This is a genomic window from Amycolatopsis sp. NPDC104863, assembly GCF_055582965.1.
Genome location: NZ_JBVJOW010000006.1, coordinates 389,051 through 404,461, shown reverse-complemented (window position 1 = coordinate 404,461; position 15,411 = coordinate 389,051). Strand labels below are relative to the sequence as shown.

Here is a 15,411-nt window from a genome sequence, read left to right as displayed (position 1 = left end):
CCCTCCCCCCCCCCCCCCTTTCCCCCCCCCTAACCCCCCCCCCAGAGGGGTGCGCCCCCCCCCCCCCCCCCCCCCCCCCCCCACCTCGACGCGTCAGTTGGCGGCGCTGGTGTTCACTTCGCCGTTGACGCCCTTCGGGAAGAACCCGCCGGACTTGGCAGCCTTGTTCGTCAGGTAGACGATGTTCAAGACCTGACCCGGTGAACGGCTGTAAGCGATGCCGTTGGCGTCGGTCGGGACGATGTTGGCGTTGCCGTGGCCGTCGACGACACCCTGGTCGTCGTCGGTGGGGCCGTCGAGGCTGTCGCGGGCGTTGGACAGCTTGACGCTGGCTTCGCGCAGGTCACGGCCGAGCAGGCCCAGCCCGAGGATGCCGTCGGTGTGCTGGTAAAGCGCGCTGCGGATGTTCCCAGCGTGGTACGCCTCGACCGCGAGGATGCCGGCCGCGGCTTCCAGGTAGGTCTTGTTGCTGATCAGCGGCGCGGCGCCCTTGTACGCCGTGACGCCGACGTCCTCGAACAGGAACGCCGCGAGCAGGAAGTTCTCCTCGCAGGAGAACGCGTCGAAGCTGTGGCCGGGCTTGACCAGGCCGGCGGCCTGCGCTGCGGCGGTGAAGCTCGACTGCAGGTCGATCGCCGGGCGGCTGACCGCGGCCGAGCCGAGCGCGGAGCGCAGGAACTGGACGTGCGCCTTCTCGTCACCCGCGATCTCCTGGGCGTACTGCTTGGCGGCCTTCGTCTTGAACCGCACCGCCCGGCCGCCGGTGACACCGCCGCGGGTGCCGGTCCCGGTGGTCATCGAGTCGGCGAGGCCCTTGCCGGTGACGGCGTGCAGGTAGAACTCGGCTTCCAGGTACTCCAGGTTGAGCGCGAAGTTCAGGACGGCACCGTCACTGACCTCAGCCGACGCGGCGGCGGCCGCAGCCGTGGGCCGGGCGGTCGCGGCGGCTGCGGTCCCGGTGGCGAGGCCGCCGAGCGCGCCGGCGCCGACCACCCCGAGCCCGGTCATCCCGGCCGCCTTGAGGAAACGGCGGCGGTCCTGGTCGTTTTCGGCGCTCCGGTTGATCATCGAAGCGGCATAACGCTTGCCAAACACGGACGAACTCCTCCCCGCCCGCGCGCGAGGGCGGCGGGCGTCACCCACCACCGGCTCCCGGCGCTGGGGGATGGATCCTTCGTGGACAGTTCACGTTCGGGGCCGATCACGGGGCGGATGGGTTGACTCCCCAACCGGGTTGCCGGCGGCGAACAGGGCCGGCGACCAAGAGTGCTCGATCGAGTGGCCGCAGTCACCGACGGAGCGATTTCCGCTCCTGCCGCCAGGAAAATCGGCGAGTTTACCCGCTACTCAGTGGTAGCAAACCTTATTGGAGTGAAAGAAAAAACTTCGATCTACGCCCAATCCGGTGATGTCCGGCGGCCCGAACTACGACTGACGGTGAAGTCCACACTCGAAGGGGGGTGAGATAGATGGATACTTCCCTGACGGACGACACACTGGCCCGGCACCCACTGCTCCTTCGGGTGCTGGTCGTGGCCGGTGCGTTGTTCGGGTTCACCCTGCTGGCATTGGCCGTGTCGGAGGCCGCGGACGCGTCCGAGGGTCCGCCCCCGGATCGGCCGGGGTTGCTTGATCACGTCGGGAGCACTGCTCACGGCATGCTCAAGCCGGTCGAACCGGTGCTCACGCCGGTCACCAAGCCCGTGCACGCGGTGACGTCGCAGGTGGCGCGGGTCGCGAAGCCGGTGACGAACGGGCTCGAGCCCGTTCTCGCGCCGGTCACGCGTCCGGTGCTGCGCGCGGCCGAGCCGGCTCTGTCGGCCCTGCGTCCGGTCACCGAGCCCGTGCTGCATGCGGTGTCCCCGGTGACCTCGCCGGTGCTGCGTGCCACGGCATCCCTGACCGAGCCGGTGGTGCGGGTGGTCGGAGCCGAGCACGTGGTCTCGACGGTAACCGGGCACCAGCAGAGCGAACGGCCGGCGAAGCCCGCCCCGCGTGAAGACATCGTGTCTTCGCCGAGCGTGACTGCGCCTGCCGGGAGCGGGACTCCGGTGACGGTCACCTCGACCGATCCGCAGCGTTCGCGTGTCGCACACGCTGTCCGGTCGGCCGCCGACCATTCCGGTTCGCGGATCGGCGTTGCCGATCCACTGTCCGGATCCGGTGGTGGCGGGCTGCCCGCTGACGTTTCCGGCGTGAGCGGTGCGATGTCGGCCGGATCCGGTGCGCAGCACGGTGGCGAGTTCGCCGTGACCGCGGCCGGGAGCGGCATGCCCGGCACGGATCGCACGTGGCGGGCGCCGCCCGCGGGCTCGTGGTCGTTGCACTGGCTGGAGTACTACGGCAACGACCATCCGAGCTGACGAACCCTTTCCACCCTCAAAATCCACAATGGACAGAGAGACAGGAAAGGGAAGTCATGCACAAGTACGTGCGACGCGGCCTGACCGCCGCATTCATCTCCGGCGGGTTCGTCCTGCTGGGATCAGCGGTGGCCAGTGCGGACACCGGGAACACGGGCCCGCTCGGCGGGCTCGGGAACACCCTGCACTCGGTCGTCTCCGGAACCGCCTCCGGCGGCAACGGCGGTGACTCGGGCTCTGGCGGGAACGCGAGCAGCAGCAACAACGCTGTCAGCGGGAACTCCGGCAACTCGGGCAACTCCGGTTCCACCGGGCACAACAGCGCCTACGGCGTTTGTGTGCTGGCCAAGTGCAACACCTCGGTGTCCTCGGGCAACTCCGGGAACACGGGCGCGACCGGCTCGACCGGGAACGCCTCGAACACCAGCACCACCACCGGTGGCAACTCGGGCAACGCCGGCAACGGCGGGTCCGGGACCGCGGCGTCCTCCGGCAAGAACACAGCCGGTGGGCACTCCTCGCGTGGCGGGATCCTCGGTGTCGTGGGTTCCGTGACCGGTACGGCCAAGGGCGGCAACGGTGGCAACTCCGGCGACGCCGGGAACGCCACCAGCTCCAACTCGGCGGTCTCGGGGAACTCGGGCAACTCCGGGAACTCCGGCTCCACCGGCGGGAACAGCGCCTACGGCCTGTGCCTGCTGGCGCAGTGCTCCACCACGGTGTCCTCGGGCAACTCCGGCAGCACCGGCGCCACCGGGTCGACCGGCGACGCGACCAACACCAGCAGCACCACCGGCGGGAACTCCGGCTCGGCGGGCAACGGCGGCGACGCCACGGTTGTCAGCGAAGGCCGGAACTCCGCCACGAACAATGGTGGGCACGGCTGGGGCTGGAACCGGCACGAGCAGGGCGGCACCACGGGCGTCCTGGGTCTGGTGACCGGCACCGCCAAGGGCGGCAACGGTGGCAACTCCGGCGACGCCGGAAACGCCACCAGCCACAACAACGCGGTGACCGGGAACTCCGGCAACTCGGGTGACTCCGGTTCGACCGGCGGCAACACCGCCGTCACGTCGACCCGCGGGCACGAGCAGCAGGGCCGCCACCACGGTGGCTGGAAGCACGAGAACGGCACGACGTCGCACACCGCGGTGACTTCGGGCCACTCGGGTGACACCGGCGCCACCGGTTCGACCGGTGACGCCTGGAACACCAGCAGCACGACCGGCGGGAACTCCGGCTGGGCGGGCAACGGCGGCAACGCCGACGTCCTCACCTCCGGCTGGAACACCGTCGCGCACACCCCGCACACCGTCTGACGGACAGCGGGCAGAACACCGGGCGGGGCACTGGGCGGGGCACTGGGAAACCGGTGCCCCGCCCGTTCTCGTTACTCGCCCTCGGCGGGAATCCGGACCGCAAGGAGGGCGACATCGTCGTCCGGGTCCGGTCCGGCCAACTGGTCGGCGAGCTCGGCCAGCAGCTCCCGGAGCGGCTGAGTTCCGTGCGCCGCCAGCAACCGGATCACCTCGGCGACGCGGGCATCGGCGTCCTGCCCGGGCTGGTCGACGAGACCGTCGGTGTAGATCAGCAACACCGAACCCGGCGCCAAGACCGCACGGTGCGTGGTGCGCGGCCGCGCGTTCAGCCCGACGGCGACCATCCGATCCGCCTCGGCGAGTTCTCGCACCGTGCCGTCCGCGGATCGGACCAACGGCCGGGGATGCCCGGCGGTCGTCCAGGCCAGCTCCCAGACGCCGCCGACCTGCCGGAGGTGGCCATGGACGAGCGTGCCGGCGGCGTCGATACCGAGCGCCTCGTTGCCGCGTTCGAGAGCCGTGACGACCTCCGCCGGCTCCGCGCCCGGGTGGTCGACATCGGCTTGGCGCAGCATGCTCCGCCACTGTCCCATCAGGGTGGCCGCCGTCGTGTCGTGGCCGGCGATGTCGCCGATCGACACCGCCAGCGTCGCCACCTCACCGGGCAGCGGGTAGGCGTCGTACCAGTCCCCGCCGACGACCTCGCTGTGCGCGGCCGGGCGGTACAGCGCCGCGAGGTCCAGGCCCTCGACTGCCGGGAGGTCGGTGAGCATGGCCTGCTGCAGCCGCCGGGCCACGACGACCCGGTCGTCGACGAACAGCGCCCGCTCCACGGCGCGGGCGGTGTAGCCGGCCAACGCGGTCACCACCGCCCGCTCGTGCAGGTCGACGTCGTGGTGCGTGCTCCAGCCGATGATCAGGGTGCCCAGCGGGGCATGCGGCCCGGGCAGCGGCACGCACAACGTGGTGTGCAGGCCCTGGCGGGTGAGCTCGGTGACGGCGTCCGGGCTGTACCCGCCCTCGCGCAGGCCGTCGGGGCCGTGGATGAGCAGGGTGGTGTTGTCCCGGGCGGCGCGGGCGCTGGGCCACGGGTCGTTCAGGTCGTAGACGGCGAAGTCCTGTTCCAGCGCGATCACGTCCGTGGCGTCGGCCAGCCGCCGCAGCCTGCCGTCCTGCACCAGCACCAGACCGACGTAGGCGGGCTTGAAGTCGCCGGTGACCAGGTCACGGACCCGCCGGCGAACGTCGGCCAGCCCGGTCGTGTCGGCCAGCTCCTCGGCCGCGCGCAGCAACAGCTGCGACCGGCTCAGCGCGCTACGGGTCTGCTCCGCCAGTTCCGCCGCCTGTGCCTCCGCCTCACGGGCCTCGGCCCGGGCCCACTCGTGATGCCGGGACACGATCCGCAACCGCAGTTCAGCGCTGCAGGCGGCCGCGAGGTCGGCCAAGTCCTGCAGCTCGCGTGCGGTCCACATGCGCGGCTGGGTGTCGATCGCGCACAGCGAGCCCAGCACGTGCCCGTCGGCGTCGGTCAGCGGCATCCCCGCGTAGCCGACGACCCCCAGGTCCTCGATCGCCAGGTTCGCGCAGGTCAGCTCGTCCTCGCGAGCATCCGGCAGGATCAGCGGTTCCCCGGACAGCACGACGTGCCGGCACATCGAGTGCGTCAGCGGGGTCTCCCGGGCGCTCGCCCACGGCTCGGCTAAGCCGCTCATCCCGGGAAAGACCTGACGGCCGGGTTCGACCAGCGACACCAGCGCGACCGGCACAGCGAGCACACTGGTCACCAACCGCGCGAACCGATCCATCCCGGCGTCGGGCGCGGCCGACAAACCGGTGTCCCGCAACGCCCCCAACCGGCCTGCGTCAGTCAGCTCAGCGTCTCTGTCCCCGTCCGGCACCGGCCCGCTTCCCTGTTTCGTCCCCACCCCGCCGAGGCGGAAACCCTGGTCGCGAGCGTAGCGCTTGCTCCGGAGAGGCTGTGCGAGCGGACGGGGATCCGGCACGACTCAGACCGGCGGCCGCGCCGGCCCACAGCCCCATTCCGAGCTGCTGCCGCCTTCCACCTGGTCCTACCGGCCGTCTACGGCTAACGTGGCGGAACTCCGTACTCAGCGAGTCCGAGCCGGCCCGGAGCGCCGCGATGTTCGCCAGGCATTCCGCCGTCTGCGCGCAGTCGGCGACTCCTGCGCCGAGGGATACGTTGTTGCCTCCCAGCAGCCGCCGGCGAAGGGTCTGCGGTCCTGTCCGGACAAGCTGGAATCGCGGTCGGTTGCGCAGCCACGCTGTGCTGCTCCCCCGGGTCACACAGGGTCCATCGCCAGCGGCCGGGTAATGGGTTACTCGGCCGCTGTGAAGGCGCGACGGCCAGCAGGTGAACAGCTCTGTCTCGCGGGCATCTGCGCTCGTCGGGCTCCGACGAGCGCGGTCAGATCGGCGCATTCAGCGGTTCCGGCGCCGCCGGTGTCGTCGCACCGGGTTTCGCGCCGGGGACTGCCGCAGCCGCGACGACAGCGACCATCCAGGGCCGCTTCCACGCTCGATGCCAACCGGCCGTCTCTGGCCGGGTTCAGCGTTCGCGGCGACACCCGGTCCGGCGGCCCCCGCGAGGCTTCCGCCGTGACCGCCTCTGGCGCGAGACCGCACAAGGGAATGTGTCACGCACGATGCCGACACCCGATAATCCTGTCGATGACGAAGCGGGAGTGAGGCGTGTGACAGACGAACGGCGAGTGCGGCTGGCGCACACCAGCCGCGAAGTCTGCATCTCCGACGAGTCCGGAGCCGAGCTGTTGCGCTACCACGGAATCTGCGTGGTGTGGTTGGAAGGCGAGGAGCCGGTGAAGCAGACCTGGCTGCCGCTCGGCGTCTCCCCCAGCTTCGCCGACGGCGAAGCCGTGATCGCAACCTGGCATGCAGCCCTGCAATGGTGCCAGGCCTGCGCGTGAACACCGAGGCAGTGCGCTCGGGATTCCCTTGTCTGCGACCCGTCCACTCAAAAGACCCGTTCGAGCTCATGCCGCCGTGCTCCGGCGCCCTGCCGAGCTGATGTTGCCGAACTGACATCGCGGTCCCGGCCGGTAGTGGTCACAGCGCCAGTCCACTCGCCGCCCGCACCCCGGCACGCGCCGGCCAAGTGGCTCGAGGGCCTCGTCCTCGTTCCGCTGGGTATCACCATCGCCAACCAGGGAACCCCGACGCTCCTGCGCACTCGGGTCCCGAGCACGATCTGGTCATCGACGGGCTCGCCCACCTCCTCACCTGGCATCGGCTCCGATACCGGCGCGTCGACGCGTGAACCGGCGGATCGCGCATGAGACGGTGACGCGCCGGGTACCACCACGGCGTGATCACCTGGGAAGAAAGACCCACCTTCGGTCTTCTGGAAGACCTCACCCCGAAACCACTGCCGCTGCCGCGATCCACGTCCTCCATCGGCGCCGACCTTCGCACACTGCAAGCCGCCGGCGCGCTCGAGCTTCCCCAGCCCGGAACCGGAGGGCTCGCCGGCCGGTGGGCGGCGCTGGCCGCGCTCGGTCGGATCGACCTGACGCTCGCGCGGCTGGCCGAGGGCCACGCCGACGCCGTCACGATCCTCGGCGAAGCAGGCCGGGCCCCTCAGCCCGGTGCGCTCTACGGCGTCTGGGCGGCGAAGTCCGCCGGCACCGGCGCCATCCTCGAGGACGGCAAACTCAGCGGCACCGTACGGTTCTGCTCCGGGCTGTCGCTGCTGGACCGCGCGCTGGTGGCCGCCGGTGACCGGCTCGTCGAGGTCGACCTCACCGACCCCGGCGTGCAGCGCCACCCCGACACCTGGCAAGCCGTCGGGATGGACGCCTCCGACAGCGGCGACGTCGTCTTCGACGGCATCCTCGTCGCCGCCGACGCCCTCATCGGCCCCCCGGACTGGTACCTCGGCCGCCCCGGCTTCGCACTCGGCAGCGCCGGCGTCGCCGCCGTCTGGCTCGGCGGCGCGGCCGCGATCACCGACACGATCGTGGCTCACCTGCGTGACACCGGACGTGCCGACGACCACCAGCTCGCCCACCTCGGCGCGATCCACACCGCGATCCGCACGGCCGAAGCGCTGCTCCTGCAGGCCGCGGGCACCATCGAAACCGCCGCGGACCCCTGGCACGTCGCGTGCACCTGCCGCGCCGCAGTCGAGCACGCGGTACGCGAGGTCCTCGACCACGCGCCCCGGCTGACCGGCGCCGGCCCGCTGTGCCGCGACCGCAGGTTCGCTCAGCGGATAGCCGACCTCGAAGTCTACGTTCGCCAGCACCACGCCGAACGCGACCTTGCCGCATTGGGCCGGCAAGTCCTCGACGCCGCAACGGGCACATAAAACGGTTCACGAGGCCTGGCCTCGGTTCATGGGGTCCGGGTGGATCATCCGGTCGTGGCGATTTCGCGGCGTCGATCGATCCGGATCTGGGAACACACAAATTCGCACGGATCGAAGTCGATCAAGAGCACTCATCGCCGCCGGCTCTGCTGATCGACAGCGAAGAACTTTCTTCGGCGGCAACACGTCGCGTCCGCGATGTCACCCCAGGGCCGGGAGCCGGGGAAGCCGACCGACCCGGTTCTCCGGCGAAGCCGCGGAGATCGCCAAGTAGATTAGATTTGCCTGGCGGCAACCAGGCGGCTACGGAGCCGCATTCTGATCGGAGGATGATGTTCGCGGATTGCAACGGCGTTGAGCTGGGCCTCGACGACCTGGTGACAGTCGGCTGGTCGAAGCGGCAGAAATACGCCGCGGGCAGCCATGGCACGGTCGTAAAGCTCGGCAGAACCCTGGTCCACGTTCGGCTGACCTTCGCTCGCATGGAGCTGGACGACGGACAGGTGTTCGCGTTCGAGCCCGGCGAACTGGAGAAGGGACATCACGGCCGCCCTCGACACCCGGAAGGCCGGGGCGCGGAGATGCGCGAAACCATGACGCAGTTTCGAAACGACGCCGTCGACTCGCTTATCAAGATCGCCGTTGACCGAGACGTCATCACGTCCGCACAGGCGGACACGATGAAGTCGCTTTATGGAGAGCTCGACTGAGCCAGTGGGTTGGATGCAGAGGTGCGAAGATCGCGTACTGCACAGGGGAAACGCGGTCAGGCCACCGGTCCGCCGGGCGGCGTCCCCGGAAGAGCCGACGTGGAAAAGCACGCGCTGGACCGTCGTGGCCCTGGCCACTGAATCGGCCTGAAGCCGACGGAAGTTGTCTCAGTCGATGCCTGGCTGTCCGGCAAGTTCCGATCGTCGACAGGTTGGCTCGGCGGCACAACCTTCCCTGTGCCGCCGAGCCCTGTCCTGCTGAACCGACGTCCGGTACTGCTATCCGCCGGCGTGCGAGGTGCCTGCTTCGGCGCCACGGACCATCCGCACCTGCTCCGGCCCGGCGTAGCCACCGATGGCACGCACCCCGGCGAGCACGATCGCGGTGACCGCTGCGCGTCGGCTCGGGTGGACACACGGGCGCCGCGCCCAAGGAACAGGTGGACGGGGACCGCTGAGCATCTCGAGGAGGAAAGAGGTCGCGGCTCCCGCTGGAGATTTCCTCAAGAAAATCGGCGGGGCCGTGAACCAGGTGACGACGGCCCCACCATGACTCACGAACCTGCGACCGCGCGTTGCGGTTTGCCGCTGTAGGTGCTCGACGGCCGGATCAGGCTGTTCGAGGCCAGCTGTTCCATGATGTGAGCGGTCCAGCCGGTGATCCGCGCGGCCACGAAGATCGACGTGAACACCGGCGTGTCGAAGCCCATCAGGTGATACGCCGGGCCGGCCGGGTAGTCGAGGTTCGGGTGCAGGCCCTTTTCCGCGTACATCGCCTGGGCGAGGGCCTCGTAAAGGTCCAGCAGCTCGTGGCCCTCGCGGAGCTCGGCGACCTCCTGCAGCGCGTGCCGCATCGTCGGGACCCGGGAATCGCCCTTTTTGTAGACACGGTGACCGAAGCCCATGATCTTGCACTTGTCGGCAAGCGCTTTCCGCAACCAGGCTTCGGCATCGCCCGCCGCGCCGATCTCCTCGAACGTCGCCATCACCGCTTCGTTCGCGCCACCGTGCAACGGGCCCTTCAGCGCGCCGATCGCGGCCGTCACGGCACTGTAGAGGTCCGAGAGCGTCGAGGTGACGACGCGGGAAGTAAAGGTAGAGGCGTTGAAGCTGTGCTCGGCGTAGAGGATCAGCGACGTCTCGAAGGCACGGACGATCACCGGCTCCGGGACCGCGCCGAGGGTCATGTAGAGGAAGTTCTCTGCGTACCCGAGGTCTTGGCGCGGCGGGAGCGGGAACAGGCCGTGCCGACGGCGCTGGGTCAGTGCGACCACCGACGGCAGGACCGCGAACAGCCGCACCGCCTTGGCCTGGTTGGCTTCCGGCGAGTTGTCGTCCTCGTCGGGGTCGTTGGCGCCGAGGATGCTGACCGCGGTGCGCAGGGTGTCCATCGGGTGCGCGGTCTCGGGCAGGCCGAGAAGCGTCATCACCAGGTCGGTCGGCAGGCCCCGTTGTGCCCGCTCGACCTCGTTCTGCGCTGCCAGCTCGGCCGGCGACGGGAGTTCGCCGTGCCAGAGCAGGTAGGCGACCTCTTCGAAGCTGCAATGCGCGGCGAGGTCCTGGACCGGGTAGCCGCGGTAGGTCAGCGAGTTCGTGTCGGGGTTGACCATCGACACCTCGGTGGTGTCGACGACGACTCCGGCGAGTCCCTTGTGGATGGCGGGTGCGGACATGGGTGTCCCCTTGTCGGAATTCGGGGCGGCTGAAGAAATTCAGACGCGGAAATTGAAAACGTTCTCGTCGAAAGCGTTGTAGTCGCTGTAGTCGAGCAGCTTGTAGAGATCACGCCGGTGCTGCATGCGGTCGAGCAGTGCCTCTTGGGTGCCGTCCTCGGCGATGGTGCGCAGTCCGTTCTCGGCGGCCTCCATCGCCAGCCGCAGCAGCGTGACCGGGTAGATTACGATGTTCACGCCGAGCGATTCGAGGGTCTTCGCGTCGAGAAGCTCGCTTTTGCCGAACTCGGTCATGTTGGCCAGGATCGGGACGTCGACGGCCGCCCGCATCCGCTCGAAGTCGGCGGGTCCGCGCATCGCTTCGGGGAAGAGCAGGTCCGCTCCGGCGTCGACGTAGGCCTTCGCGCGGTCGATCGCGTCGTCGAGACCGTGGACGCCGGCGGCGTCGGTGCGGGCGGCGATGACGAAGTCCGGGTCGCGGCGAGCGGCGACCGCGGCCTTGATCCGGCGGACCGCGACGTCGCGCTCGACGACGTCCTTGCCGTCGAGGTGCCCACAGCGCTTGGGGTTGACCTGGTCCTCCAGGTGCATCCCGGCGACTCCGGCGTCTTCGAGGAGCTGGACGGTGCGGGCGGCGTTCATCGGTTCGCCGAAGCCGGTGTCGGCGTCGACCAACGCGGGCAGCGACGTCACCCGGGCGATCTGCTGAGACCGGCCCGCGACCTCGGTGATCGTGGTGAGCCCGATGTCCGGTAGTCCCAGGTCGGCCGACAGCACCGCGCCGGAGATGTAGACGCCGTCGAAGCCCCGGCGCTCGATCAGCTTCGCACTCAGCGGATTGAACGCACCCGGAACCCGTTGAAGCGCCCCGGAGTTCAGGCCCGCGCGGAACGCGATCCGCTTCTGCGAGGCGGTGGCCGTGGCGTGCAGCATCAGAAGATCCCCTTCGTCGCGGGTGTCGCGTCGATCGTCGCCGGAAGGGCCAGCTCGCGCACCTCGCCCGCGGTCAGCTGCGCCAGCCGGGTGACCAGATCGAGGAAGCGGTCCTGGTCGGCTTGCGTGATCACGCCCTTGGCCAGAGTGCGGAACTTCGCGACGTACTGCTCGCGGGCGAACGGCCGGGCCCCGGCCGGGTGCGCGTCGGCGACGGCGATCTCGTCGGTCAGCGTCGTCCCGTCGGCGAGGGTGACCTCCACCCGACCACCGAACGCGGGCTCAGGCTCGTGGTAGCGGCGCGTCCACTCGGGATCTTCGACGGTGCTGACCTTCTGCCACAGCTCGACGGTGTCCGGGCGGGTGGCGCGCTCGCGGGCGTAGGAGTCCACGTGGTGCCAGGCGCCGTCCTGCAACGCCACGGCGAAGATGTAGGGAATCGAGTGGTCCAAGGTTTCCCGGCTCGCCTGAGGGTCGTACTTTTGCGGGTCGTTCGCTCCCGAGCCGATCACGTAGTGGGTGTGGTGGCTCGTGTGGATGACGATCTTCTCCACCTTGCCGAGCTCGCCGACGCGCGGGCCGAGCCGCCGGGCGAGGTCGATCAGGGCCTGGCTCTGGTACTCCGCCGAGTGTTCCTTGGTGTAGGTGTCCAAGATGGACAGCTTCGGCTCGCCCAGGGCGGGCAGCGAGACCGTGTACTCGGCGTTCGGGCCGCCGAGCAGCCAGGCGACGACGCCGTCTTCGCCTTCGTAGATCGGGCTCGGCGCGCCTTCACCGCGCATCGCCCGGTCGACGGCCTCGATCGCGGCCTTCCCGGCGAACGCCGGAGCGTAGGCCTTCCACGACGAGATCTCGCCCTTGCGGGACTGCCGGGTCGCCGTCGTGGTGTGCAGGGATTGCCCGATGGCCTGGTACACCGTCTCGACGTCCAGCCCGAGCAGGGCGCCGAGCCCACCGGCGACCGATGGGCCGAGGTGGGCGATGTGGTCGATCTTGTGCTCGTGCAGGCAGATCCCGCGCACCAGGTCGACCTGCAGCTCATAGCCGGCCGCGATGCCGCGGACGAGATCGGCGCCGGTGCGGCCGGTGTGCTGGGCGACCGCGAGGATCGGCGGGATGTTGTCCCCGGGGTGCGAGTAGTCCGCGGCGAGGAAGGTGTCGTGGTAGTCCAGCTCGCGCACGGCGACGCCGTTGGCCCAGGCTGCCCACTCCGGCGAGAACCGGCCGGGCACGCCGAACACCGTCGCACCGGGGCTCGCCGGGTGGGCCAAGGCCTGGTCACGGGCCGCGCTGACCGGACGCCGCGTCAGGGACGCCGCGGCCACGGCGGCGTTGTCGATGACCCGGTTGATCACCATCTCGGTGACCTCGGGCGTGACCGGCACCGGATCGGTCGCGACGGACGCCAGCTTCCAGGCCAGCTGCTCTTCGCGTGGCAGGGACTCGGCGGAGCGGTAGGTGCGGACGGTGTGGTCGATCATCACTTTCCTTCGTGGACGTAGAACCCGCGGCCGGCCTTCTTGCCGAGCAGGCCGGCGTCGACCATGCGCAGCAACAGCGGCGGCGGGGCGTAGAGCGCTTCCTTGAATTCGGCGTAGAGCGAGTCGGCGATCGCGGCGACGGTGTCGAGCCCGATGAGGTCGGTCAGCTGCAGCGGCCCCATGGGGTGCGCGGTGCCCAGCTCCATGCCGCGGTCGACGTCGGCGGCCGAGGCGAACCCGGACTCGACCATCCGGATCGCCGAGAGCAGGTAGGGCACGAGCAGGGCGTTGACGACGAACCCGGCGCGGTCGGCCGCGCGGATCGTGGTCTTGCCGAGGACGTCGGTGGCGAACCGCTGCGTCCGGTCCACGGTGGCGGGCGAGGTGAGCAGCGAGCCGACGACTTCGACCAACGGGAGCACCGGCACCGGATTGAAGAAGTGCAGGCCGACGACCTGGCCGGCCCGGCCGGTGGCCATCCCGAGCCGCATGATGGGAATCGAGGAGGTGTTGGACGCCAGGATCGCGTCCGGGTCTTCGACCACCTTGTCCAGGGTGGCGAACAGCTCGGTCTTGACCTGCTCGTCCTCCGCGACGGCTTCGATCACCAGCTGCCGGTCGGCGAGCTCGCCGAGGTCGGTGGTGAACCGCAGCCGCCAGGATGCCTCCTCGGCGCCCGCTCGATCGAGCTTGCCCGCGTGGACCGCCCGGTCGAGCGAGGCGAGGATCCTCGCCCGGCCGGCGTCGGCCGACGGCACGTCTTGCTCGCAAACCACGACGTCCAGGCCCGCGCGGGCGCAAACCTCGGCGATCCCCGCGCCCATCCGCCCCGCGCCGACGACGGCGACCCGTGCGATGTTCATCCGGCCTCCTGTGAACCTTGTGGTGCTGCGCTCTCAGCGTGGCATCGCCCTCCGATGCGGGCGAGCCCTGTGGACTGTGAAGTCTTGTGAACGTTTCCGGTCGCTCTGTAAAAGTTGTTAAAGTCGACGTGTGGAGAAGATGTTCGCGGGAGCCCGGCTGCGGCAGCTGCGCGAGGACCGGTCGATGTCCCAGTCCGACCTGGCCCGGCTGCTGGAGATCTCGCCGAGCTACGTCAACCAGCTCGAGCACAACGGCCGTCCCCTGACGCTGCCGGTGTTGCTGCGGCTGACCGAGCACTTCGGGGTCGACGCGGAGTTCTTCGCGCCGCAGGACACCGCGCGGCTGGTCGCCGACGTGCGGGAGGTCTTCGCCGACGACACCGTCGACGGCACCCTCTCCGCCGGCCAGGTGGACGAGCTGACCACCCAGTTGCCCGATGCCGCCCGCACGCTGGTCTCGCTGCACCGCCGCTACCGGGAGGCGATCGAGAACATCGCGACGCTGGTGTCGGAGCAGGGCCTCGATCGCACGGCCGCGCAGCAGCCGCACGAGGAGATCCGCGACTGGTTCTACCGGCACCGCAACTACGTCGCCGAGCTCGACGAGCCGGCCGAGAAATTGGCCGCCGAGCTGCGGCTCGTGCCCGGCGAAGTCCGGGCCGGGCTGGCCGCTGGCCTGCGAGACCGGCACGGCGTCGAGGTGGTCGCGGCCCCGATCGGCGCAGACCAGCACCGGTTCGACCCGACCGGCCGGGTGCTGCACCTGTCCCCTGCGCTGCGGCCGGGGCAAGCGGCGTTCCGGCTGGCTTCCGAGCTGGCCATGCTCGAAGCCGGAACGGCGATCGACCGGCTGGTCGACGACGGCGCCTTCGGCGACGACACCGCTCGCCGGCTGGCCCGGATCGGGTTCGCGAACTACTTCGCGGGCGCGCTGGTACTGCCCTATCGCGTGTTTCTCGGTGCCGCGGAGCGCTACCGCTACGACATCACCCGGCTGTCGGACCACTTCGGAGTCGGGTTCGAGACGATCTGCCACCGCCTCTCGACGCTGCAACGGCGGGGCACGCGCGGGGTGCCGTTCTCGTTCGTCCGCGTCGATCGCGCGGGCAACATCTCGAAACGCCAGTCGGCCACCGGGTTCCATTTCTCCCGCGTCGGCGGCTCGTGTCCACTGTGGATCGTGTACGAGGCGTTCAGCTCGCCGGGCCGGATCGTCACCCAGGTCGCCGAACTGCCGGACGGCAAGAAGTACTTCTGGCTCGCGCGCACGGTGACCCGAACCGTGGGTGGCCACGGCGATCCGGGCAAGACGTTCGCGATCGGCCTGGGCTGCGAACTGCGCCACGCCCGCCGGCTGATCTACTCCGACGGCCTCGCCCTCGGCGCCGACGCCGCGGTCACCCCGATCGGCATGGGTTGCAAGGTCTGCGAGCGGCCCGCGTGCCCGCAGCGCGCGTTCCCCGCGATCGGGAAGACGCTCCGGGTGGACGAGCACGCCAGCAGCCTGCTCCCCTACCCGCCGCTCGCCTGAGCCGCCCGCCGACGTCAAGTGGGTGCCAGGGCCTGCATCGAAATCGCCTGGCTTCCCGTCCTGCCGCAGTTGTCGTGGGGGGGGGGGGGGGGGGGGGGGGGGGGGGGGGGGGGGGGAGGAGAGAGGAGGGGGGGGGGGGGGGGAGAGAAAAACAAAAGCCCGGGGCCGAATGGTGGGGTCTGTGGAGCGGTGG

General features: G+C 70.1%; 12 protein-coding genes. 6 read left to right on the top strand and 6 right to left on the bottom strand.

The window, feature by feature from the left end; genetic code table 11:
- Positions 1-93 precede the first annotated feature (93 nt).
- Positions 94-1,095: a ferritin-like domain-containing protein gene (locus ACZ63J_RS32470; protein WP_465439712.1), complete on the bottom strand. Its 1,002-nt coding sequence runs from the start codon at positions 1,093-1,095 to the stop codon at positions 94-96.
- Positions 1,096-1,469: 374 nt separating this feature from the next.
- Between ACZ63J_RS32470 and ACZ63J_RS32465 the strand changes: the two genes are divergently transcribed.
- Positions 1,470-2,363, top strand: coding sequence for a hypothetical protein (locus ACZ63J_RS32465; RefSeq protein WP_465408889.1), 894 nt, complete (start codon positions 1,470-1,472; stop codon positions 2,361-2,363).
- Positions 2,364-2,419: 56 nt separating this feature from the next.
- A complete protein-coding gene (locus ACZ63J_RS32460) occupies positions 2,420-3,682 on the top strand; it encodes a hypothetical protein (RefSeq protein WP_465408887.1) in 1,263 nt (420 codons plus the stop codon).
- 71 nt (positions 3,683-3,753) lie between these two features.
- Here ACZ63J_RS32460 and ACZ63J_RS32455 read toward each other — a convergent pair whose 3' ends face one another.
- Positions 3,754-5,487, bottom strand: coding sequence for a GAF domain-containing SpoIIE family protein phosphatase (locus ACZ63J_RS32455; RefSeq protein ID WP_465408893.1), 1,734 nt, complete (start codon positions 5,485-5,487; stop codon positions 3,754-3,756).
- 897 nt (positions 5,488-6,384) lie between these two features.
- Here ACZ63J_RS32455 and ACZ63J_RS32450 point away from each other — a divergent pair.
- The 3 genes from ACZ63J_RS32450 (at position 6,385) to ACZ63J_RS32440 (ending at position 8,737) form a co-directional block, all read left to right on the top strand.
- Positions 6,385-6,627, top strand: a complete 243-nt coding sequence (locus ACZ63J_RS32450; RefSeq protein ID WP_465408885.1) for a hypothetical protein — start codon at positions 6,385-6,387, stop codon at positions 6,625-6,627.
- A 398-nt stretch (positions 6,628-7,025) separates the two neighbouring features.
- Positions 7,026-8,027, top strand: coding sequence for an acyl-CoA dehydrogenase family protein (locus ACZ63J_RS32445; protein WP_465338789.1), 1,002 nt, complete (start codon positions 7,026-7,028; stop codon positions 8,025-8,027).
- Between the two features lie 329 nt (positions 8,028-8,356).
- Entirely contained in the window at positions 8,357-8,737 is a 381-nt protein-coding gene (locus ACZ63J_RS32440) for a hypothetical protein (protein ID WP_465408882.1), read from the top strand.
- A 554-nt stretch (positions 8,738-9,291) separates the two neighbouring features.
- Here the strand turns inward: ACZ63J_RS32440 and ACZ63J_RS32435 are convergent.
- From ACZ63J_RS32435 to ACZ63J_RS32420, 4 genes are read right to left on the bottom strand one after another with little or no spacing between them, the layout of a single operon-like run.
- Complete coding sequence (locus ACZ63J_RS32435; RefSeq protein WP_465408880.1) at positions 9,292-10,410, bottom strand: bifunctional 2-methylcitrate synthase/citrate synthase; 1,119 nt, start codon at positions 10,408-10,410, stop codon at positions 9,292-9,294.
- A 39-nt stretch (positions 10,411-10,449) separates the two neighbouring features.
- Positions 10,450-11,343 (bottom strand): methylisocitrate lyase, encoded by an 894-nt coding sequence (gene prpB, locus ACZ63J_RS32430; RefSeq protein WP_465408878.1) that lies wholly within the window; start codon positions 11,341-11,343, stop codon positions 10,450-10,452.
- A complete protein-coding gene (locus ACZ63J_RS32425) occupies positions 11,343-12,824 on the bottom strand; it encodes an MmgE/PrpD family protein (protein WP_465408876.1) in 1,482 nt (493 codons plus the stop codon). The genes prpB and ACZ63J_RS32425 overlap by 1 nt, the downstream gene beginning before the upstream one ends.
- Positions 12,824-13,687: a 3-hydroxybutyryl-CoA dehydrogenase gene (locus tag ACZ63J_RS32420; RefSeq protein ID WP_465408874.1), complete on the bottom strand. Its 864-nt coding sequence runs from the start codon at positions 13,685-13,687 to the stop codon at positions 12,824-12,826. The genes ACZ63J_RS32425 and ACZ63J_RS32420 overlap by 1 nt, the downstream gene beginning before the upstream one ends.
- A 130-nt stretch (positions 13,688-13,817) precedes the next feature.
- Between ACZ63J_RS32420 and ACZ63J_RS32415 the strand changes: the two genes are divergently transcribed.
- Positions 13,818-15,218, top strand: a complete 1,401-nt coding sequence (locus ACZ63J_RS32415) for a short-chain fatty acyl-CoA regulator family protein (RefSeq protein WP_465408872.1) — start codon at positions 13,818-13,820, stop codon at positions 15,216-15,218.
- The last annotated feature ends 193 nt before the right edge of the window (positions 15,219-15,411 follow it).